Source organism: Kitasatospora aureofaciens (assembly GCF_019192735.1).
Taxonomy (GTDB): domain Bacteria; phylum Actinomycetota; class Actinomycetes; order Streptomycetales; family Streptomycetaceae; genus Kitasatospora; species Kitasatospora aureofaciens_A.
Genome location: NZ_JAHTKP010000001.1, coordinates 39,003 through 57,759, shown reverse-complemented (window position 1 = coordinate 57,759; position 18,757 = coordinate 39,003). Strand labels below are relative to the sequence as shown.

Genomic DNA, 18,757 nt, shown 5'->3' with positions numbered 1-18,757 from the left:
GTGGTCCGGGTGTGGTCAAAGAGAGGATCCTTCAACGGTGCGCGTGCGGGGGGTTGGCAATGCTCTGGGAAGGCGGGCCGATCGCGGAGCGGATCACGGGTGCCGACGTCGGCGGACGGCCCCGGCGAGGGGGCGCCGGACCGTCCGCTCGGGCAGGCTGGAAACACCGCGGCTGGGCCGGGCTGTGCAGGCGGCCACGGTGTGGGAGGTCTTGTCGCTGGCCTGTGCGGGCGTGCCCGGTAAGGGCGTACCGGCGGCCCTCACCGGCTGGCCGAGTGCTCGGTCCAGGCGCACGGGGTGGCCGGCGGCGAGCAGCTCGCCGGCCGCTGAGCAGGCCCGTGCATCCGCTCCGTGCTGGATTCCGCCGCTGGGCAGGTGCAGCCAGGAGTCTCCTCGAAGCCAGCCCCGATCAGGATCCGCCGGGCGGCGGCGTTGTAGCGGGTGGTGGTGATCTCGCCGGTGTTGGTGTGCCGGATCGTCACGAACGGCTCTGCTGGCGCCGCCGCCTCGTGGACGGGCGAAGGCCCCTGAGAGGGGGCGCGGTCGTCGGTTATTGCGTACCTCCGTGGAACGTTGGGGCCGCGAGGACGAACCTGGGGTCGAGTGTGGCCAGGGCAGCGCTCCTGCGGTGCTAAGTGGTGCTGTCAGCGCGGATCCGGCTGCCGTCGCCCCTGGCCCGCAGGACTGTAGTGCGTGGCGAGAGGCGGAAGGGCCGGTGACGGAAGGTGACGTAGCGCCGGGTGCGAGGCGATGCCGCGTGCCCGAGCTGCAGTGGAGCGGGCGACCGGACCGTCCTCGGTGCGGTCGGCAGTGACGGCCCCGGCGTGGACGAGGCCGCGGAACTGCTCCGGGATCTGCTCAGGTTGGCGGGCCACGGGTTGCAGCAGGGCCACGGTGGCAGCGGTGAGCAGGTGGTCAGGGGCGCTGCGGCTGAACTGGACAGTCCACACGCCCGTTTCGGCGGCGGCAGTCAGAGCGGGGCCGGGGTCGGGGGCCGACTCGGGCCACGAGAGGGCCGCTCGGCGGTCGGGGGCCGCCACCAGGCGGTACCCGTCGCGGTTGAACCCGGACCAGCCGGACTTCAGCAGCAGCACGGTGGCCCGGTTGCCGGTCATCGGCGCGGTGGCGGCTGCGGGGTCAGCCTCGGCCTCCTGGGCTGCGGTGATGAGATCGTAGGAGACTTCGCTGGGGACGCGGTCGCAGAAGCGCACGGTCCATCCCTCTGTACTGGTCAAACTCCACTGCTGGTGCTGCCGGTTGAGCGCGAGCCCTTCCTGGGGGCTGATCAGGACCAGGGCGGTTGGGGCGTCGAAGGGGCGGTGCCAGCCGTGCTCGGAGGCGAGGCGGAAGGGGAGGTCGATACCGCCCGGCCCAGCGAGGTGGGCAGGGCGGACGAGGATGTCGGATCGGGGTGGTGCGTCGGCGGGCAAGAAGTGGGCAGCTCCATCAGGTTCGAACCCGGCGCGTGCCGGCGACGGGTGAGGCGAAGGGGGTGGGCAGCGGCGCGTGCCGCGGCGTCGAGGTCAGCGGGCGCGGTGGCGGCCGGGATCCGGTGCCGGGAGCCGCGACGCGGCGCTCACCACCGACCCGGTGGCGGCGGCGGTGTGGCGGGCGGCTGCCGCGCGGGCGCTGGGGGACGGGCTGGCCTGCGGGAGAGGGGAGGTGGGGCTGGCGGTCCATGCCCGAGCGTCGTCGATGGTCGCGAAATGGCCCTCACGCAGGGTGTAGGTGTCCGCGTCGACCTGTCGCTGCTCGTGAAAGACCCGCACCGGCCGGTCGGATTCGACGGTGAGAGTGTCGGTGGCGATGACCCAAGTGTCGTACGGCTCGGCGTCGTAGGTGTATTGGTCGTGGACGGTGAAGCGGTCCGGGCTGGCCGCGCGCAGCAGGTCCTCGACGCGCTCGGTCTCCTGGTCGGCTGCGGTGATGGGCGCGAGGTTGGTGAACCGCGTGGGCTCGGCGCCGCGGTCGACGAGCCAGCGCTGGGCCATCGCCACGAGGGGCTGGAAGGTGAAGTCGATCTCGAACAGGCGTGCTGCGGGATCGCGTTCGACGCGCACGGCCATGACGGACGGCTGGCCCGGTATGTCGTTCCACATGTGCGTTCTGTCGAACAGCACGAAGTAGCTGCTGGCCATGTCGCCGGCATGCTGGTCGGACAGAGGCAGGAGGTCATGGGTGATCGCGGCGAGGTACTCGGCGTTGTGCTCGCTGAACGCGCCGCGGGGTTCGAGCGCGGCGATGCCGAAGTCGACGGCACCGCTCGCGGATTGGTTGGGGATGGGAGTCTCCGTCGGTCGGGTCAGCGCCGCCGGGCCGTGGTGCGAGGCTGGCCCGGGGTGGGCGCTGTGGAGGGTGCGGCTGCGATCGGGGTGGTGCTGATGCCGCGGGCCAGGGCTGCGGCTCGTCTGGCCGGTGTTCTCGTGCGTGGTGGCGCTGTCTGGGCGGTCAGCCAGATCCGGCCCTCGGCGGCGGTGTCCGTCCGATGCACGCGAACGGTGTAGGTGCCGGCGCGCTGGTTGCGGGTGATGAGGGCGGCGAGGTATCGGTCGGCGTCGGCGCCGAGGTAGGTGCTCGTCCCGAGGCGCGTGCCGTGCTGGGCGTCGAAGTCGAGGCCGCAGTGGTGCAAGAGCCGGGCGCCGATCGCATCGTCCGCGGTGGCGGGCTCCAGCCCGGCCAGGCCGAAGTCAGTGCTGCCCGGCCGTTCGGGGCCGATGGTCACCGGTGCGGCGCCCGGGTCGGAGGCAGTGCCTTGGCAGCGGGCGGCTGGCGGCCGGTGGCTGCCTGCGTGAGCGCCTCGCCGGCGACGGCGGGTGTCGCTGTGGTGGTCGAGGTGCGTGAGCGGGCGGCCAATGACCGGGGTTGCTCCGGTCGGGCGGCGGCGCGCTCGGTCGCCTCCCGGTACTGGACCACGGCGTGGCCCAGGTGCTCGGCGGCGAGGTCGTAGCGGGCGCCGAGGGTTTCGAGGTCTGAGCCGAGGAGGCGTAGGACGCCGTGGGGCTGGATGTCCCGGTGGTTGCCGGTGCGGACCTTGGTGAGGCGTTCGATGGCGCCGGCGGCGGTTCGGCGCAGTTCCTGGTCCAGATTGTCGAGTTGGCGGGCCATGTTTTCGAGATGACGACCGAGGGCGCGCAGTTCCCCGAGGTCGGGGTGGAGACGGTGGAGGTCCCAGGTGTCGATGCCGAGCCGTTCCAGGACAAACTGGCGGCCGGCGAAGGCCGGCCGTCCGTCGATCACGGGTGCAGGGGCCGGCCCGGTCGCGGGGCTCTTGGTCATCTGATTCTCTCCGTGGAAGGCGCGGGCTGGGCGCTGACCGTGGCCGGGCGGTTCTGCTCGAGTGGTGCCGCCGCCCGGCTCGTGGCCGCGGTACCGGCCAGGGCGGCGTGGACGCGGGCGCCGAGCGGGGTGAGACGGAGCTTCTGACCGACGAACACGCTGGTGCTCCGGTCTCGGTCGGCGAGGCGCCGCTCCATCAGGGAGTTCACCGTGGCCGGGTGGAGCTGGATGCCGTCGGCGGTGACCTGGCGGCCTTGGCGGATGCTGTGCTCGGAGACGGTGACCTGGCCACGGGCGACGGCATCAAGAGCCCGCCGCTGAGCGTCGTTGAGCTTGATCGGTTTCTCGGCCGGGGCCTGCGGGGGCGGAGCGGCGGTGGTGGCGAGGACTTGGTGCAGGCCGGTGAGTGCCTCCAGCCGCTCGTACAGTTCGACGCGGCGTGTGGCCAGGGTGTCCAGGGACTGCGCGGTGGAGGCGAGCAGTCCGTTGGCCTGCAGCAGGGCGCCGTCGTTGCCGTCGAGGACCAGCTGCATGTCGTCGCGGATGGTGCGGGCGAGCGCCACCAGGCGCTCCTGGACGTGGTCCAGGCGTCGCACGGCGGTGCGGATCTCGCTGTTGACCCGGCCGAGAGGGGTGTCGTCGCCGTCGTCCCAGCCCGGCACCGCGCTGAGGCGCTCGACGCCGAGCGTCCGCAGCACCGTCGCGGTGCCGACCCGGGTCGAAGGGGTGGCCGGGTGGGACGGCGGGCTCTTGGAAGCCTGAGTCACGAGCGGGCGTTCCGGTTCGCGCCGATCGCGGCGAGCCCGACCGCGACGGCTTCCTGGAGGCTGTCGACCAGCGGGGCGTCTGCGGTGGCCAGGCGCGCGGGGCTGTGCAGACCGCCGGTGTGCAGCACCGGGAAGGCGCCGACCGCCCGGGCGGCCACCGCGTCGTCCACGCTGTCGCCGATCACCACCACCCGGGACGGGTCGATGCCGGGGCCGAGCGCCTCGAGGTGGGCGGCGAGCGCCGGTGCCTTGCTGGCGACCGACGGTCCGATGCGACCGTCTATGCGCTCCATCAGCCCGGCGATGCCGACCTGCCGGACTTCACGCATCAGCCGCTCGTGCGGGGCGAGGGAGAGCAGGGACTGGCCGACGCCCCGGGCGCGCAGGCCCATCATCAGCTGGCGGACGCCCGAACGCAGCCGCACCGGGCGCTGGTCGAGCACGGACAGGAAGGCGGCGTCGTTGGACTGCCACTCCTCGTCGCTGATGGTCCGTCCGAGCAGGTGGTCGTAGAACGAGCGGATCGGCACGCGGTGCTGGGCGCGGTAGGTGTCCACGCTGACCGGCGTGCCGCCGAGCGTGGGGAGGGTGGCGTTGAGGGCGGCGACGTGGTCGCCGAGATCGTCGCGGACGGTGCCGTTCCAGTCCCAGACGATCCGGACGGCAGAGGTGGTGCGGGGGGTCAAGCGCTCTTCTCCAGAGGGATGGTGGGGGTGGTGGGGGTGGTGTTGAGCAGGTCTGCGCGCGGCAGGAGCACGGCGGCGGCCAGCGCGGCGGAGAGCACGACCGCGGTGGCGACGGCCGTGGTGCCGTGGACGGCGAGGCGGCCGGCGACGGCGGTGCCCAGGGCCTGGCCGACGCCGATGACCGCGATCAGCCAGGCCGCGGCCTCCGTGGCCGTGCCCTCGGGAGCCAGGCGGTCGCAGAGCAGGAAGGCACAGGTCAGCAGCGGAGCCAGGTACAGGCCGGGGCAGATACTGAAGGCCACGGCGGCCTTCGGCACGGTGGCGAACAGCAGCGGCGCGAGACAGATCGCGTACCCGCCGGCTGCGGCGAGCAGCTGCCGCGGCAGGGAAAGCGGCCACGGGGAGCGGGTGTAGAGGATTCCGCCGGCCACGCTGCCTGCGGACAGCGCCGCCGGGAGCAGCCCGCTCAGCCAGCCCGTCCCGTTCAGGTCAGCCACGGCCAGGGCCAAGACGTTGAAGGCGCCGAGGCTGACGCCCAGGCAGAACATCGCCGCGAGCAGGAGCAGCAGGCCGCGCGAGCGCAGAGGCCCGCTCCAGTGGACCTCTCGGCGCCCGACCGGCGGCCAGCGGGCGGGAGGGCGGGTGGCGACGGCCGCCGCACCGCATCCCCCGATGATGCCGCATGCCCACAACGCCGCAGCGGGCGAGATGAGTTGGCAGAGCGTGGTGGCCGCCAAAGGCCCGGCGACGAACACGATCTCCTGGCTGACGCTGTCGAGGGCGTACGCCACCTGTTGCTCGGCCGGGTCGGGGACCAGGCGCGGCCACAGCGCGCGCAGGCCTGCCTCCAGCGGAGGGGTGGCGGCCCCGGCGAGCACCGCGAGGGCTCCGGCGGTGATCGGCTTTGCGGCCAGGTCGAGCACGGCGAGCACAGTGAACGCCACGAACGCCACGGACGCCGCAAGAGCTGCAACCGGTGCCAGGCGGGTGCGGTCGACGAGACGGCCGAGCAGCGGCTGGCCGACCGCGCTGGCCAGCCCGTACAGGCCGGCGAGTGCAGCCCCGAGCAGGACCGGTCCGCCAGCCGAGCGCACCGCGAGCAGCAGCGCGAGGGGTGCCATGGCGGTGGGCAGTCTGCCCACAAGGGTGCCGACGAGCAGCGCGGGCACGTGCGGGCGGGCGAGGACGTCGCGCATCGCTGGACGGTGGGGGTGGGTGGCGGCAGAGGGCATGCGGGCGGTGGGGTCTCCTGACCGGTCGGGTGGGCGGGGGTCTTAGCCGGCCGGTGTGGCGCGCAGGGCGGCGGCGGCTGCGCCGAGGTGGGCGCTGGCGCTGGTGAGCAGGACGGAAGCGCGCAGGCGGCCGGCCTGCACGAGGCCGGCGGTGTCGGTGATGCCGCTGTCGGGGACGGACAGCTGGTCGAGGACGGTCGACATCGAGCCGCCGGCCGACAGCATCGACTGCTGGGCCGACTCGATCCGGGCCAGGGCGCGCAGATGGACGGGGGAGGGCATCTCGGCGGCGTCGACTACGGCCGCGGCCGAGGCGCTGACGGTGGCGAGGTGGACCAAGACGTGCAGCAGGTTGCTGCTCAGCAGCCGCGCCGGGTCCAGGGCGCGATGCGGCAGGTCGAGGCTGCGGGCCAGCGCCTGGATCTGCTCGGACTCCTCCTGGAGGTCGGAGGTCAGCAGCGCGGTCGCGTCGTGGTGGACGATGGCGGTCAACGGCTCCTCCGGGCGGGGGCGGGTACGCCGTGGGCAGGCGTGACGACGGGGACGGTGGGACTGGCGGCGCGTACAGCCAGGGAGGTACGGCGCGTGCCGTCGGGCCGGTAGGGGTCCGGGCCGATGTCCAGGTAACGGCGCAGCGCCGTCGGCAGGTCGGCGGTGCGGCGGCGGGCCGGGGACTCGGTGGCCAGGGAGCCGACGACGGCCTCGATGAGCAGGTCGGGGCAGTCGCCGACCAACTCCGCCTCCCAGCCTTCGCCGTCCACCCCGGCGGTGATCAGCCATGCACGCTTGCTTCGGTGGCACAGGATCTCGGCGAGCCGGTCGGGCGCGGTGATCCGCGTGACGCCCCCGCCCCGGGACTCGGCTCCCTCCCAGCCAGCCTCGGCCAGAGAGTTGACGGCCTCATCCAGATCGGCACGATCGGGAGCGCCGTCCTCGGCCATCACGGCCACCTCGACCAGGGATCCGGCCACCGCGGCCAAGACCTCGTCAGGAGTCTGAGAGCTGAAGGTCACCCGCCAGTCCAGCCCGCGGGCGGTGAGCGCCTCGTACTGGTACAGCCCCTCGGCGTCGTCGTGGAGGAGGACCTGGATGTCGCCCCGGGCGTACGCCTGCACGTGGCCCTGGTCGGTGCGTGTCCAGGACGCTGCGCGCAGGACGCGGCCGGCCGGTACGAGGGAGGTCAGGCTCCCGAGGGCGAGGTAGGCGGGCCGGACGCCGACGGTGCTTCCGCGCTTCCAGGTCTTCGGCAGGGTCGGGCCGACCCGCTTCGGGGGCGCGCTGCCTTGGGCACGGCGCGCCCTGGGGGTGGTGTTGTCGCGGGCAAAGGAAGTTGTGGTGGTGTCCAAGGTCGTCCTCAGTGCCGCTTGGCGGCAGGGGAGTTGGTGATGAGCGGGGCGGGCTGCGGGGCGCTCTGGTGACTGAAGGTCAGCGCCGTGGACACCGAGCGGATCGTGGCGGCCTTGGTCCGGGAGGCGGCCTGCGCCGACGGCGACGGTGCGCCCGTCGCGGCAGCGACCGGGGCCAGCGCGGGCGTGGCCAGTGGGGCTGTCCGGGGGGCGGGCGTGGCTATGGCGGCGAGCTGCGGGGCCGGGGCGGCAGTGGCGCTGCGCGCGTTCGTGCGGCGGGTGGTAACCGAGGCGCGCGGCGGCGGCGGCGGCAGGTGTCGTTGGGCCCACCGGCCGATGGCCTCCAGCGGCTCGGAGAGCGCCTTGCCCGCCCTGGTCAGCCCGTATGTGTAGTTGCGGGGGGTGCCGGTGCGCTCGACGAGTCCGTCTTTCTCCAGCTGGGCGAGGCGCTGGTAGAGGTTGCCGGCGACCATGCCGGCGGGCAGCGCAGTATCGACGATCTCGCTGGGATAGGCGGGTTCGCCGTAGGCGGCCAGGGCCATGATGGTGGCGACGGTGTGTGTCTTGTTGAGTGTGGCGAGGGCCTGCTCGGTGTAGGCGCCCAGGCCGGTGCCCCTCTCCGGGACGCTCTGGTGAGCCGAGGCCCAGTGGGTGACGGGAATCTGGATGTACAGGGCCTCACTGCCGGACCGGGTGAGGGAGACCAAGGAGCCGCCAGCCTCACGCTTTCGGGTGATGAGTCCGCCCTCCTCCATCGCCTCGAGCCGGGCGTCGATCTGGGTCTCGCTCATCCACAGTGACTTGGCTTCCAGCTCGGGCTTGGGCAGGGTGCCGTCGGCGCGCTTGAGCAGACGCAGCAGCGAGATGGTGTCCTGCGGGCCGAGGACCGACAGGGCGTTCTGGATCCGCTGGGCCTGGGCGAGGGTGGAGGGGGCGGTGGGCATGCGCTGGTCCTTCACGGTGAGGGGACGGACAGTTGGGGCAGGGCCGGGTCAGGACGCCCGGTGGGCGGCGGCGAGCAGCTGCAGGCGGCGGGCCGCAGTGTTGTAGACCTGGTGGCCGCTGCGGGGACCGGCGGCCAGCAGGTAGATCTCGCCACCGCAGCGGGAGGCGGGTCGGGGCGGGCGCTCCTGGTAGACCAGGCGCCAGCACCGGTCGCGGTCCAGGTAGACGCGGCGGCAGCCGGTCAGGTCCCACAGGCCGCGCCGGCCCAGGACAGGTCCGCGCTGCTGGCAGCGGACCAGCCGGCGCAGGTGGTGGACGGCGGCTTCCCGCACGTCGCCCGGGAGCCGGTCGAGATCAGTGAGCGCCGCCGGGTGTGCGTTGAAGTCGAACAGCGCGGCGGCGGTCACGGGCGTGGTCCTTGGTCTAGACGGAGGTGCGGGGGATGCCTGGCTTGGGCAGGGAGGCCGGGTCGGTGTGGGGCGGGTGCGGCAGCAGCCGGTGGTGCGGATGGTCCGGATTGGTGGTGCACGCGCCGAACGGCCCGTCCGGGGCGCGCAGTTTGAGCAGCAGCGGCTCCAAGTGGTCCCGCTGCCACACCGACGGGCCCGTCGCGCCCGAGCGGGAGTCGGTCAGCTCCTGCCAGGCCAGCCAGCAGTGGTGGATCCGGGCGAGCGCCTCGTCGTGCTCGGGCCAACTGGCGCACCACGGCCGCCCGGAGGTGATCTCCTGCCCGTAGACGCCGAGCAGGATGTGATCCACCCACGGCACCATCGTGGCGACCTCGGCGGCGAGCGCGTCGTCGTCGAAGGCCAGGATGGTGAGCGATGCCGGATCGTCGGCATCACTCTGCGAGCCGGCGGCCTCGGAGTCCTCCTCGGCGGCACCCAACATCGCGGGCTCGGCCTGGTCGCGCTCCTCGGCGAGCCGGTCGGCCACGATGGCGAGCGAGTCCCGCTCCGCCTGGAGGCGGGCGAGGGTGGCGCTCCACTCGGCCACGGTCTCCGGAGTGACCGCGGGGCGGCCGGGCGGCTCGGCGGGAATATGGGTCGACAAGGGCGGCTCCAAGCGAATCGGTGGTGCGGTCGGCGAGCACGACTCTGCCCGCCGACCAGGTCCTTGCTCGGGCAATATCCAGTGGTGTATGGGCGCCGGAAGTTCACGCGGAAGGCGCGCAGTGATTTCCGCACAAAGAAATTCCAGCCGTCAGCAACTCCGTTGCCAGCGCGGCTTGTTGAGGAACGACTCCATTTCCCAGAGCGGTGAGCTGGGCCGACCTGGAAAGTCCTGTGATCTGCGTCACCCATCCTTTTTCGAGGCCCATGACCCATTCCACGAAAGCCGGGGAGAGGCGCCCGCGCGAATCCACCGGATCGGGCGCCGGGCGCGTTACGCGTTCCCAGCGGGCTATGGCGGGGGCGTATTCGCCCCAGCGGCTGCCTCCCGTGTCGGCAGCAGCCGGGCGGCGGCGCTCGGCAGGGTCAGATCCCCGCGGCTGCCGCGCTGGTTCGGGCCGCCCTTGGTGCCGTCGCTCGCCCGGGGGGTTGGAAGCAGGTGCTCCACGAGGTCCGAGAGGTTCGGACCGTGCCCGCCCGCTCTCCTTTGGTCCGGGTGCTGGGAGCCCCCGATGCTGCCCAGGTTCGAGGTCGGAGTGAGCAGCAGCGTGATGACATGGCCCAGGTCCTCCCGGCCTGCGTCCGGGCCCTTGAAGTCCCGTGCCCTCGGCGTCGGAAGGCCAGGCGGCAATGAAGACCCGCTCTCTCCTGTGAGGTGCACCGACGTCGGAGGCGCGTAGCACCTGCCACCTTGCATCGAGCCCTGCGCGGGCCAGGTCTGCGAGTACGGCACCGAGTGCCCGCAGATGATGTTCATCTCCGGTGTCTCCCAGACACCACGGGCAGGGTTCCACGTCGCCATCGGCTGACGAGCGAGCGGGGGTCGAGAGCAGACCTCGGACATTTTCCAGAATCACCAGACAGGGCTTGAGGATTGAGATGGCGCGGGCGATGGTGTGCCACAGGCCGGAGCGGGTGCCCTCGGCGAGCCCGGCACGGCCGCCGGCGACCGAGACGTCCGTGCACGGGAAGCCCGCGACGAGGACGCACACCGGCTCGACCGTGGCGAAGTCGACGGTGGTGATGTCACCCAGATTCGGGACTCCGGGCCAGTGATGCTCGAGGACGGCGGCGGCACTGGGGGCCGGGTCGGCGTGCCAGGCGATCGTCCCGCCGAGGACGGACTGCACGCCGAGGTCCAGACCTCCGTATCCGGAGCAAAGAGAGCCGATGCGCGGGCCGGTCACCGCGGCCCCCTGCCGGGGGCGGCGGGTGCGGGGGCGTCGCCACGGATGGCTCCAGGCGCCGGCATGGGTATGGGAGTTGGGTGCCGCGCGAAGGCCGAGCCCAGGCGCGCTGCGGCGGCCCGCAGACCGCTGCGTGTGGGTCGGGCGGCGCGATCGGCGGCTTGGCGCAGGCCGTCGGCAGCCTGGCCCAGCGCCCGTTCGGCCCGGCGCAATGACCGGTGGTGTGCCGCGTTGTCGGCGCTGTAGGCGACGCCGGTGACGTTGTCGCGCCACAGGTCGCGGGCGAGGGCGACGAGGTGCTGGTCGGCTTCGGCGAGGTCCATCGCGGCATCTCTGAGGGCTAGGCCGGCGGGATGCGGCGCAGTGCCGGGAGGGCGGGTGGCGGTGAGGGTCGCGGCGATAGAGACGATGCCGAGGTGGGCCTGGCGCACCGCCCCGATGTGTGCGGGCGCCGTGTGGAGGGTGTCCGGTTGGCGCAGAGCGGCGAGGCCGGAGCGAGCGGCCTGTATTCGTTCGGCGGCGTCGGTGAGGGCTGTCGGCAGGTTCTGGTCAGGGGAAGACAGGAAGGAACTCCAGGTGGGGGTTTAGAGCCGCTTGGCCGCGAAGGGGCTGGGGGTGGGCCCGTGGCCGGGGCTCTCGGCGTTTGGGCCGCTGCGGAAGGGGCGGGTGAAGACGGACCGCAGGCGGGCGGCTGTTCCGCGGGACGGGCGGCTGGCCTCGGCCTGGGCGGCCGGGCGGGTGGACTTGGCGGCGGATCTGGGCGCCGGGGTGTTGCGGCGCAGGTGGTGCGCGGCGGTGGACAGTTGCTCGCCGGCGTCGCGGTACAGCCACTGGGCGTGCTGGCGGGCGATCGGCGTCGGCGAGTGCTCGTGGGCGTCGGCGAGTTCGAGGACCTCGCTGATGCGCTGCAGGGCGGTGGCCGTCAGCGAGACCGCCCGGGTGGTGGCCCGCCGCTCGCGCCGGGCGGCGGCGGCCTGATCCGGTGCGGCGAACGGGTCGACGGGCTGCACGGCGGCGTCGGTCAGTTCGCCGTGGAGTACGCGCAGCGCGATCAGCTGCACACCGACCAGTCCGGGGGAGGGCAGGGGTCCGTCGTTGGGCACGGTGGGCCATGACCCCAGCTCGTCGAGCTTGGCGGCAAGTTCCCACGCGGTGGAGTGGTTCGCGGGCAGGGGATGCTCCTGTTGCAGGTGTTCAGCGGCCTCGGTGCAGTGGGATGACGGGCGCGGTGGTGGCGGACGGCTTCGCTTGTTCGCCGGTCGCCGGCTGGGTGCTGACGATCCGGGACCGGGCCGCAGAGGCTGAGGACTGGGCCCCGCGTCGTCGTTCCAGGTCGTCGGTGGGCAGCGGCACCACCGGGGTGGGGGCCGCGGTGGTGAGCCGGTCGGCGGCGGAGTTCAGCTCCTCGATCGCAAGGGTGAGGTTGTCCGCGAGGGTGACGGCGCGCTGGGCTGCTTCGGTGTGGCGGGGCTCCGGGGCGAGGAGCAGGCCGGTGGCGTCGGCGAGGAGGGACAGGCCCTGGCCGGTGCGGAATACAGCGGTGGTGAACGCGGCCAGTACCGTGCGGTCGGCCTCAGGGTCGGCCGCACGGAACAGGTACTCATCGCTCGCCTCGGCGGCGATGCTCACCAGGTGCGTCATCGGCCACGCGGTCTCCGAGGGATGGCCGGCCGCGGCGACGGCGGGAAGGGTGTGGCGCACAGCCTCCAGCCGGTCGGCCAGGGACCGCATCAGCGCCGCGGTGGCGTCGGTGTCGTTCAGGGCGCTCCGATCATCAGGAGGGGAAAGGGCTGGTCAGCGGCGGCCGGGAGCGTGGGCGGAGGCGGCATCTGGCGCCGGGGCATGGGAGACGACCTTGGAGGCCACGGCCCGCCGCGATGCCGCGCCCGCGGTGGCCGCCTCCTGCGCGAACCCCTGCGGCACGATCACCAGAGGCTGGCGCCGGTACTGGGCGCGGGCGGCCAGCATCCGGGCAGCGGGCCCAGTGGGATCGGCCAAAGCCTGCTGCTCGCGGTCAAGTTCGCGCCGACGCACCTGGCCCAGCCCGGTGCGGAACCGGCGGATCGTGCTGATCGTGTGGGTGAGCATCTCGTCGGCCTCGGCGAACTGCTGCGCCACGCGCCCGTCCAGGCCGGGCGAGTAGAAGTGGGAGCGGCTGGTGTCGCGGGGCCGTACCTGATTGGCGAGGTCGCAGGCGTTGTCCAGCAGCTCGGTGAGTTTGTGCAGGACGGGGCTCGCCCGGGTAGCGGCGAACGTCGGCCCCCAGTCCTTACCCACGTTGGCAACAGCGGGTCCGGTGCGGTGCGAGAGCTCGGCCCGCATCCGGGATGTGATGGCGACGTAGTCGGCCAGGGCGGTGATGTTCTGCGCCAGCAGGTCCGGGATTTTGGCGGGCGGGCGTCTGGCGGTGTGCCGCAGATCGCGCCGGATCTCGGCCAGAGCGTTGGCCAGGTCGGTCAGGCGCTGGACATCCTCCGCGGGGATGTCCGTCATCGGCGCCGCCCGGCGGCGGTGGCCAGAACCTGCCCGGCCGCAGGTGCGGCCGTGACGGCGGTGGCGGTGCGGGGGCGCCGGGGTGGGGTTGCCCTCGGCGGTGCTGCGGGCGGCAGTTGGTCGCTCAGCGCCAGGATTTCCCGCGCTGCGCCGACTGCGGCGTTGCGGGCCTCGGCGACCGCGCACAGCGCCTGGTAGCCGAGTCGCCGCTCGCGCTCGGCGCCTTCGGCATCGCCCTTGCCGGGGAGGGTGGTGTCATCGAGGGTGACGGCCAGATCCAGGGCGTGGGCTAGGTGGCGGTGGAGCGTGGCGGCGTGCGCGCGCCCGGCGCGGAAGGCGCGTATGGTCGCGAGGCCGAGTGGGTCGGCGGGTTGGCTGGTGGCCGTGAGGTCGCGGAGCCGGGTTGAGCAGTGCCGCAGCACGGTCAGGGCGTTCTCGCACTCGCCGGTCACGGCTGCGGCGGTGGGGATGGTGGGGCGCTCGGGCATCGTGTCGGCGGTGTCGAGGTTCTCCGCGATGTGCGAGAAGACTGTGCCGAGTTTGGTCAACTCTCTGTTGTAGTGCGGTGTTTGGGCTGTTCCTCGGGTGATGGCGGGCTCCGGGTCGGGGTGGGGGCGTGCTATCGGCGCGGGGGCGGGCGGTAGCGCGGCGCTGGTCGGCCGGCCGGTGAGCGTCGGAACCGGGACTGCGGCGGCGCTGCGGGTGAGGGCGGCGGTGCTGCGCCGGGTGGGCAGTGCCGCGGTGTCGCGGCCGGACCGGGCCTGGAGGCGCAGGGCGTCGCTGGCTTCGGTGAGGGCGAGCCGGGTACGGGATAGGGCCAGGTTCAGCTCGCGCCCCGCCCGCTCGCGCACATCTTCCGCGCGGGTGCTGCCCAAGCCGTCGACCTCATGGATGCGGGCGGCCATCGTGACGGCGCGGCTGATGGTGCCCAGCGCCTGGCCGACCTGGGCACCGGCATCGGCGAGTACCCGGGCGTGCGCCCGCTGGGAGGTGTCGGCCAGCGGAGTGCCGGCCAACGTGCCAGCCGAAGCCAGCACCTTCTGGTGGTGCGCGCCGATGCGGGCGGTGAGCGGGAGCAGTTCCGCCACTGTCGGCAGGCCCTGCTCGCGATAGGCGCCGGGAACGGCGGCGGCCAACTCATCGATGGCGTCGGCCTGGGCCCGCAGCCGGGTGGCCTGGGGGCCGGGGGGACGAAGTGGGGTCACGGGGGACAGGGAAGATTCCTTGAAGGATCTACAGGGAGCGGGCAGAGGTCGGGCGAGTGGGCGGCTCGGCCAGGCGGGCCGCACGGGGGATGGAACCGGGCACCGAGCGGATCGCGGTGCTGCGACTGGCGGCGGCTGCGGCGCGTTCGAAGCCCGGGCCGGCGCTGGATCGCCGCACAGTGAGCAACTGCTCCTCGCCGTCGTCAGGCAAGGGCGCCTCGACGACCAGGTCGCCGGGCCGCAGGTCGAAGGCGCGGATCTGGAGGACCTGGGCACCACGGCCGTGCCAGTCGGGCAGCCAGCCCATCGACTGGAGGGCGTCCTCCAGCGTCATGGAGTGGCCGTCCATCAGGTTGCGCAGGGTCTGCTCGGGGACCTCGCTCAGCCGGGCCCAGTCCGGCAGGCCCATCCGGCGCCCGAACGCCGCCCAGGGGGCGCCGCTGCCGAGGCCGTGCCGATGGACGGGCTCCTCGGTGATCGCCTGCCGGGCGCTCCAACCGTCCTCGATCCTCTTGTAGATCGTGGTCGCGGTGGCGTTGGCGCGCGGGTCGACCGCCCACATGTAGACCGGCTTGGTCTCGCCGAACGCCGTCAGCGGCTTGTCGTCTCGGGCGGAACCCGGTCCGAGGGCGAGGGCGTCACCGATGCTCAGGTCCTGGGTGACGACGCGGTTGTAGAGCGTGTGGTAGGTCGTGCCGATCTGCTCCGCCCAGCCGCGCAGGGTCATCGTCCGCCCGTTGAACGTGTACTCGGGCAGCGTCTGGTCGTGCTTGTCGGTGGCGATGGCCCGCTCCGGCTCCCAGCCGAGGGCCAGCCGGGTGCGCAGAGCCTCCTTCTTGACCACGCAGCGGGGGTCGGCTGCCCAGGCACGAAGGCTCTTCTTCTCGCCGAAGGCCTCGATCTGGCCGCGGGCCAGTTCCCAGTTGTAGCGGCCACGGCGGGTGTCGGCCGGAACGACCGGGCGGCGCGCGGGACGTTCGTCGTCGGTCAGCGGGTGCTCCTGATGGGGGCTCGGGGCGATGCCGCCTCCCGGGCGGGGGAGGGAGCGGCGCCGGGGTTCGGGACGGTGACGGGGGTTCGGACGCTGGCGGCTCGGCGGCGCTCGGCCGCTACCGCCGGAGCGGGTGGCGGGTCGGATCGGCGCGGGATGTTGTTGGCGGTCCGCCAGCGGTCCTGCACGGCCTCGGCGGCGCCGAGCGCGTGCAGCGCGGAGCCGAGCAGCCGGGCGCCAGGGAGGGAGGAGTCCCCGGCCAGCAGCCGCACCACGCCGGCCGACGCGGCGCTCTGGCGCAGAAGGGAGGCCCGCAGGACACGCTCGGCCCAGTACTGCGGATCACCGGTCAATCCGCCGCGGGTGACAGCGCGCACGCCGTCGGCGGTGATGGTGCCGGAGGCGATGGCCCCGCGGTGCTGCGCCTCCCACAGGACGGTGAGCTGGTCGATCGGCTCCGCGCGGTGGGCGAGGGCGGCGAGTGCCTGGTAGACGGCGCGGTGTCCGGCGTCGAGGAAGTCGCCCGGTCGTAGCCACCGGGTGATCTCGACCAGGCCGTCGGGGGAGGCGGTGGCGGAGGAGAGCATCGCGCTCTCGTGCTGCAGGGTCTTCTCGCGGACGCCGTCGGTGAGTTCCAGCGGCCACGGGCCCGGCAGCGGGCGGGGCCGCTCGTCCAGCGATCCCCAGGAGCTGGCGAGTTCGTGGATGGCCTCGCGCAGCTCGCCGGTCAACTCCAGGGCTCCCTCCAAGGAACCGGTTCGGGCGGCGTGCTGAAGCCGGTGAGCGCGTTCGTGAACACGGCGGCGGATCGCGCCCTCCAGCACCATCCGGCCGTAGGCGCCGGCATGGCTGGAGACCGGACACGCGGCCATCAGCGTCCCCCCGTACCCCGGCGTCATCCCCCGGCTGGCCTCGGCCGCCACCGACATCGCCCCCAGCGCCCAGTCCCGCCGCTGCTCCTCGTCGGCGTTCGCGGTCAGGCCTGGATGGCCGGCCGCGCGTTGGGCGAGGAGGACTTCGTACAGTGCGGCATGGGCGTGGCGGTAGAAATGTGAGGGCTCCAACCACGAGGCCACCGAGTCCAGTTGGGGCGGTGCGAGTAGGAGCGCGCCGAGCAGGGCCTGCTCGGCCTCCAGCTGGAGGCCGCCGGAGCCGCCGGACACCATCAGCGTCCCCGGCGCGCGGTTGCGGTCGGAGGCAGGTGCGGCTCCCTGACGGGCCGGACCGGGGCCGAGACCTGGGGCGGCGCGAGCCCGGTCACCGGGTCGGTGGCCGGCAGCGCCGGAGCGGTGCCGGTTGTGCGGTCGATCCGGGTGAGCCAGTCCCTGGCCTGTCGCAGAGTGGGGAAGCCGCCCTCGGTGATGCTGTAGGTGGCGGTCGTGAGCCGGATGGTCTCCAGCTGGATGACGAACCGGCGACCGACGGCGCGTGCCGAACGATCGTGCAGCAGCACATAGTTGCCCTCGCGCTCGCCGTTGGAGCAGGCGTCGAAGGCGGGGCCGTCGCGCAGGATCCGGTAGCGGTCGCCCGAGCGGCGGATGCGCTCCTCGATCAGCCGGGTCGGCCCGGCGGCGGGCCGGGCGAACCCGTAGTCGGTGCCGAAGAGTAGACCTTCGACCTGATCGTGCGGCCCGAAGTTGTAGGGGTCGGCCGGAACGGGAAGGTAGTCGGCCACGGCACGGGGGTCGGCGCCCTGGCCCACCAGCCAGTGGCCTGCCCAAGCGAACGCCGGCGCGCGGTGCTGCCGGACCCGGCACGTGTGGTCGAGGGGGCCGAGGTCGACGTGAAAGGCGACCGCGCGGTGCAGCCCGGGCGGTCCGCCGATGGTGAGGCGGTCGAAGGCCAGGATGAACTGTTGGGTGCCGTCGATGCCGGCGTGATGCGAGCTGACGACCTCGAACAGCTCGGGTTCATAGGCCAGGTACTCGACCGCGGCGGCGGTCTGCCGGTCACGAGGGGTCCAGCCCCGCAGGGCCTGTACGACGCTCTCCACGAGCCTCCTGATCAAAAATGGGGATGGAATGCCAGCCGCACTGCCGTCATGCCGGTGACGGTGCCCGCGCTGATTGGCTGACCGTCAGCGGGCACGTGGCGCCAGCTGCTGGGGCGGCGCGGAGCGGGCTGGCACGGTGGCGGGCGTCCAGTCGTCGAGGCCGGGCAACATCGGCACCTGGGAGGCGGCGGTGGCAGCCGCAGCCCGGCGGGAGACGGGCGGGCCGTCAGCCGGCGCGGCGATGGCCCGGTTTTCGGGCCTGTAGATCTCATCCAGGTAGTTGGTGACCGGTTCTTCCCAGGGTTTGCCCAGGAGCGAGCCGATGACGCGGGCGGCCTCGGGCACGGCGACGATGTCTCCGAGCTGCTGACAGGCGGAGCTGCGCGAACCGGTCCACGGATAGTCGGCAGGCATCCCGACCAGCAGCGCGGCCTCCGGGACCGTGAAACGCCGTTCCTTGTCATCGGCCCAGTACCAGCCGCGGACCTTGCTGGTGATGCCCGGCGCCGTCTTGTCCGCCGACCACTCGTTCCCGCCACTGGTACGCCGGTTGCCGCGGGTGTTGACGCGTACGCCCTCGGGCCAGCCGAGTGCCTGCGCCGCGGTCCGCGCAGCGATGGGTGTGGTGGGCTGCATCGCCTGGATGTTGACGTAGTGGTGCCGCCCCGCGACGAGGTAAACGCGGCGCCGGTGCGAGGCGAGACCAGTGTCGGCGGCGTCCAGGACCTGGTACTTGGCGCTGCACCAGTCGGCGATGTACAGCTCGTCGCGCAGGGCGTCCAGCACGATCTCGGGCAGCGCGCTGCTCTGCTCCATCGCCAGCCAGCGCAGGTTGTCGTACCGGGCGGTGAGTGCGAGCGACCAGATCAGTGTCTCGGCGATTAGCCCGATGCGCTCGTCGGTCATCTGGGGCACCAGGCAGCGGGCCTCGTCGTAGGTCAGCAGCGGGCCGGTGAAGCCCCCGTAGCCGTCCCATTCGGGGTCCGAGCAGATCCCGCAGTCATCGGTGTCGCAGCATTCGCCGCTGTCGTGCCAGTGCCCGAACGTGGCCTCGCACGCCAGGCTGAACGTGTCCAGCAGGAGATCGATGTTGCGCTCCTGGTGGCCCTCGCGCTTGCCCGCTGGCGTCCACACCTGGCACGGCGCGCTCACGGTCAGGCCCGCGACGTACCGCAGCGCGGGGTGAGCCGGATCCAGGGTCCGCACGTCGGCGACGATGCGCCGATGCCCCGCCGCGACCGCCGTCGCCGAGGCATCCCATCCGATCTCGACACCGACCACATCGAAACCGGAGCCATCGGAGTCCAGCAGACGAAGACCCTGCTCCCAACCACCCGCACCGGCGAACAGGTTGACGACTCGCTCGGGTTCGCCGGGGCGCGGGGGGAACAGCCACCCCACCGGCCAGGGGTGGGCCAGAGCGACGAGGCGGTCGTGGGTCCACGGCCCCATTTGCGGGCCCTGGTTGGGCCACCGGAGGTCCCCGGCGGTGGACAGCCGGGGCCGGAAATCGCGCGGCGGGAC

23 protein-coding genes are annotated in these 18,757 nt (G+C 73.1%); all 23 read right to left on the bottom strand.

The annotated features are described in order from the left end of the window. Positions 1 to 260: 260 nt before the first annotated feature. Entirely contained in the window at positions 261 to 482 is a 222-nt protein-coding gene (locus KV557_RS00335) for a hypothetical protein (RefSeq protein ID WP_218197504.1), read from the bottom strand. A 162-nt stretch (positions 483 to 644) separates the two neighbouring features. Next, a complete protein-coding gene (locus KV557_RS00330) occupies positions 645 to 1,430 on the bottom strand; it encodes a DUF317 domain-containing protein (protein ID WP_218197503.1) in 786 nt (261 codons plus the stop codon). 93 nt (positions 1,431 to 1,523) lie between these two features. Then, positions 1,524 to 2,138: a hypothetical protein gene (locus tag KV557_RS00325; protein ID WP_218197502.1), complete on the bottom strand. Its 615-nt coding sequence runs from the start codon at positions 2,136 to 2,138 to the stop codon at positions 1,524 to 1,526. A 164-nt stretch (positions 2,139 to 2,302) separates the two neighbouring features. Continuing rightward, a complete protein-coding gene (locus tag KV557_RS00320; protein ID WP_218197501.1) occupies positions 2,303 to 2,722 on the bottom strand; it encodes a hypothetical protein in 420 nt (139 codons plus the stop codon). After that, positions 2,719 to 3,276, bottom strand: a complete 558-nt coding sequence (locus KV557_RS00315) for a hypothetical protein (protein WP_218197500.1) — start codon at positions 3,274 to 3,276, stop codon at positions 2,719 to 2,721. Before KV557_RS00315 ends, KV557_RS00320 begins: the two co-directional genes overlap by 4 nt. Next, on the bottom strand, positions 3,273 to 4,043 hold the full coding sequence (locus tag KV557_RS00310; RefSeq protein WP_218197499.1) for a hypothetical protein: 771 nt from the start codon (positions 4,041 to 4,043) through the stop codon (positions 3,273 to 3,275). The genes KV557_RS00315 and KV557_RS00310 overlap by 4 nt, the downstream gene beginning before the upstream one ends. Then, complete coding sequence (locus KV557_RS00305) at positions 4,040 to 4,729, bottom strand: HAD family hydrolase (protein WP_256176742.1); 690 nt, start codon at positions 4,727 to 4,729, stop codon at positions 4,040 to 4,042. The genes KV557_RS00310 and KV557_RS00305 overlap by 4 nt, the downstream gene beginning before the upstream one ends. Continuing rightward, positions 4,726 to 5,925, bottom strand: coding sequence for an MFS transporter (locus tag KV557_RS00300; RefSeq protein WP_218197498.1), 1,200 nt, complete (start codon positions 5,923 to 5,925; stop codon positions 4,726 to 4,728). Before KV557_RS00300 ends, KV557_RS00305 begins: the two co-directional genes overlap by 4 nt. 78 nt (positions 5,926 to 6,003) lie before the next feature. Continuing rightward, on the bottom strand, positions 6,004 to 6,453 hold the full coding sequence (locus tag KV557_RS00295; protein ID WP_218197497.1) for a hypothetical protein: 450 nt from the start codon (positions 6,451 to 6,453) through the stop codon (positions 6,004 to 6,006). Further along, positions 6,450 to 7,307 (bottom strand): hypothetical protein, encoded by an 858-nt coding sequence (locus KV557_RS00290; protein WP_218197496.1) that lies wholly within the window; start codon positions 7,305 to 7,307, stop codon positions 6,450 to 6,452. The genes KV557_RS00295 and KV557_RS00290 overlap by 4 nt, the downstream gene beginning before the upstream one ends. An 8-nt stretch (positions 7,308 to 7,315) precedes the next feature. Further along, entirely contained in the window at positions 7,316 to 8,251 is a 936-nt protein-coding gene (locus KV557_RS00285) for a winged helix-turn-helix transcriptional regulator (protein ID WP_218197495.1), read from the bottom strand. A gap of 48 nt (positions 8,252 to 8,299) precedes the next feature. Continuing rightward, on the bottom strand, positions 8,300 to 8,659 hold the full coding sequence (locus KV557_RS00280) for a hypothetical protein (protein ID WP_218197494.1): 360 nt from the start codon (positions 8,657 to 8,659) through the stop codon (positions 8,300 to 8,302). Between the two features lie 16 nt (positions 8,660 to 8,675). After that, positions 8,676 to 9,305, bottom strand: coding sequence for a DUF4913 domain-containing protein (locus KV557_RS00275; protein WP_218197493.1), 630 nt, complete (start codon positions 9,303 to 9,305; stop codon positions 8,676 to 8,678). Between the two features lie 103 nt (positions 9,306 to 9,408). Next, positions 9,409 to 10,494, bottom strand: a complete 1,086-nt coding sequence (locus KV557_RS00270; RefSeq protein ID WP_308129725.1) for a DNA cytosine methyltransferase — start codon at positions 10,492 to 10,494, stop codon at positions 9,409 to 9,411. 53 nt (positions 10,495 to 10,547) lie between these two features. Next, positions 10,548 to 10,874, bottom strand: coding sequence for a hypothetical protein (locus KV557_RS00265; protein WP_218197491.1), 327 nt, complete (start codon positions 10,872 to 10,874; stop codon positions 10,548 to 10,550). A gap of 261 nt (positions 10,875 to 11,135) precedes the next feature. Next, complete coding sequence (locus KV557_RS00260) at positions 11,136 to 11,654, bottom strand: hypothetical protein (RefSeq protein WP_218197490.1); 519 nt, start codon at positions 11,652 to 11,654, stop codon at positions 11,136 to 11,138. A 91-nt stretch (positions 11,655 to 11,745) separates the two neighbouring features. After that, the gene (locus KV557_RS00255; protein WP_218197489.1) at positions 11,746 to 12,282 is read right to left on the bottom strand and encodes a hypothetical protein; all 537 of its coding nucleotides are present in this window, start codon (positions 12,280 to 12,282) and stop codon (positions 11,746 to 11,748) included. 63 nt (positions 12,283 to 12,345) lie between these two features. Beyond that, positions 12,346 to 13,044 carry a hypothetical protein gene (locus tag KV557_RS00250; protein WP_218197488.1) on the bottom strand — a complete coding sequence of 233 codons (699 nt, stop codon included), beginning with the start codon at positions 13,042 to 13,044 and terminating at the stop codon, positions 12,346 to 12,348. Then, complete coding sequence (locus KV557_RS00245) at positions 13,041 to 14,249, bottom strand: hypothetical protein (RefSeq protein WP_218197487.1); 1,209 nt, start codon at positions 14,247 to 14,249, stop codon at positions 13,041 to 13,043. The genes KV557_RS00250 and KV557_RS00245 overlap by 4 nt, the downstream gene beginning before the upstream one ends. A 28-nt stretch (positions 14,250 to 14,277) precedes the next feature. Next, the gene (locus tag KV557_RS00240) at positions 14,278 to 15,093 is read right to left on the bottom strand and encodes a hypothetical protein (RefSeq protein WP_218197486.1); all 816 of its coding nucleotides are present in this window, start codon (positions 15,091 to 15,093) and stop codon (positions 14,278 to 14,280) included. 143 nt (positions 15,094 to 15,236) lie between these two features. Further along, positions 15,237 to 16,406, bottom strand: coding sequence for a DnaB-like helicase N-terminal domain-containing protein (locus KV557_RS00235; protein ID WP_218197485.1), 1,170 nt, complete (start codon positions 16,404 to 16,406; stop codon positions 15,237 to 15,239). Continuing rightward, positions 16,406 to 17,233 (bottom strand): hypothetical protein, encoded by an 828-nt coding sequence (locus KV557_RS00230; protein WP_218197484.1) that lies wholly within the window; start codon positions 17,231 to 17,233, stop codon positions 16,406 to 16,408. The genes KV557_RS00235 and KV557_RS00230 overlap by 1 nt, the downstream gene beginning before the upstream one ends. A gap of 84 nt (positions 17,234 to 17,317) precedes the next feature. Beyond that, a complete protein-coding gene (locus KV557_RS00225; protein ID WP_218197483.1) occupies positions 17,318 to 18,685 on the bottom strand; it encodes a DNA cytosine methyltransferase in 1,368 nt (455 codons plus the stop codon). Between the last annotated feature and the right edge of the window lie 72 nt (positions 18,686 to 18,757).

Coding starts and splice junctions, on each gene's coding strand:
- KV557_RS00325 (WP_218197502.1), bottom strand. CDS start 2,138: ATGGCCAGCAGCTACTTCGTGCTGTTCGACAGAACGCACATGTGGAAC.
- KV557_RS00315 (WP_218197500.1), bottom strand. CDS start 3,276: ATGACCAAGAGCCCCGCGACCGGGCCGGCCCCTGCACCCGTGATCGAC.
- KV557_RS00300 (WP_218197498.1), bottom strand. CDS start 5,925: ATGCGCGACGTCCTCGCCCGCCCGCACGTGCCCGCGCTGCTCGTCGGC.
- KV557_RS00285 (WP_218197495.1), bottom strand. CDS start 8,251: ATGCCCACCGCCCCCTCCACCCTCGCCCAGGCCCAGCGGATCCAGAAC.
- KV557_RS00265 (WP_218197491.1), bottom strand. CDS start 10,874: ATGGACCTCGCCGAAGCCGACCAGCACCTCGTCGCCCTCGCCCGCGAC.
- KV557_RS00255 (WP_218197489.1), bottom strand. CDS start 12,282: ATGCGGTCCCTGGCCGACCGGCTGGAGGCTGTGCGCCACACCCTTCCC.
- KV557_RS00250 (WP_218197488.1), bottom strand. CDS start 13,044: ATGACGGACATCCCCGCGGAGGATGTCCAGCGCCTGACCGACCTGGCC.
- KV557_RS00235 (WP_218197485.1), bottom strand. CDS start 16,406: ATGGTGTCCGGCGGCTCCGGCGGCCTCCAGCTGGAGGCCGAGCAGGCC.
- KV557_RS00225 (WP_218197483.1), bottom strand. CDS start 18,685: ATGGGGCCGTGGACCCACGACCGCCTCGTCGCTCTGGCCCACCCCTGG.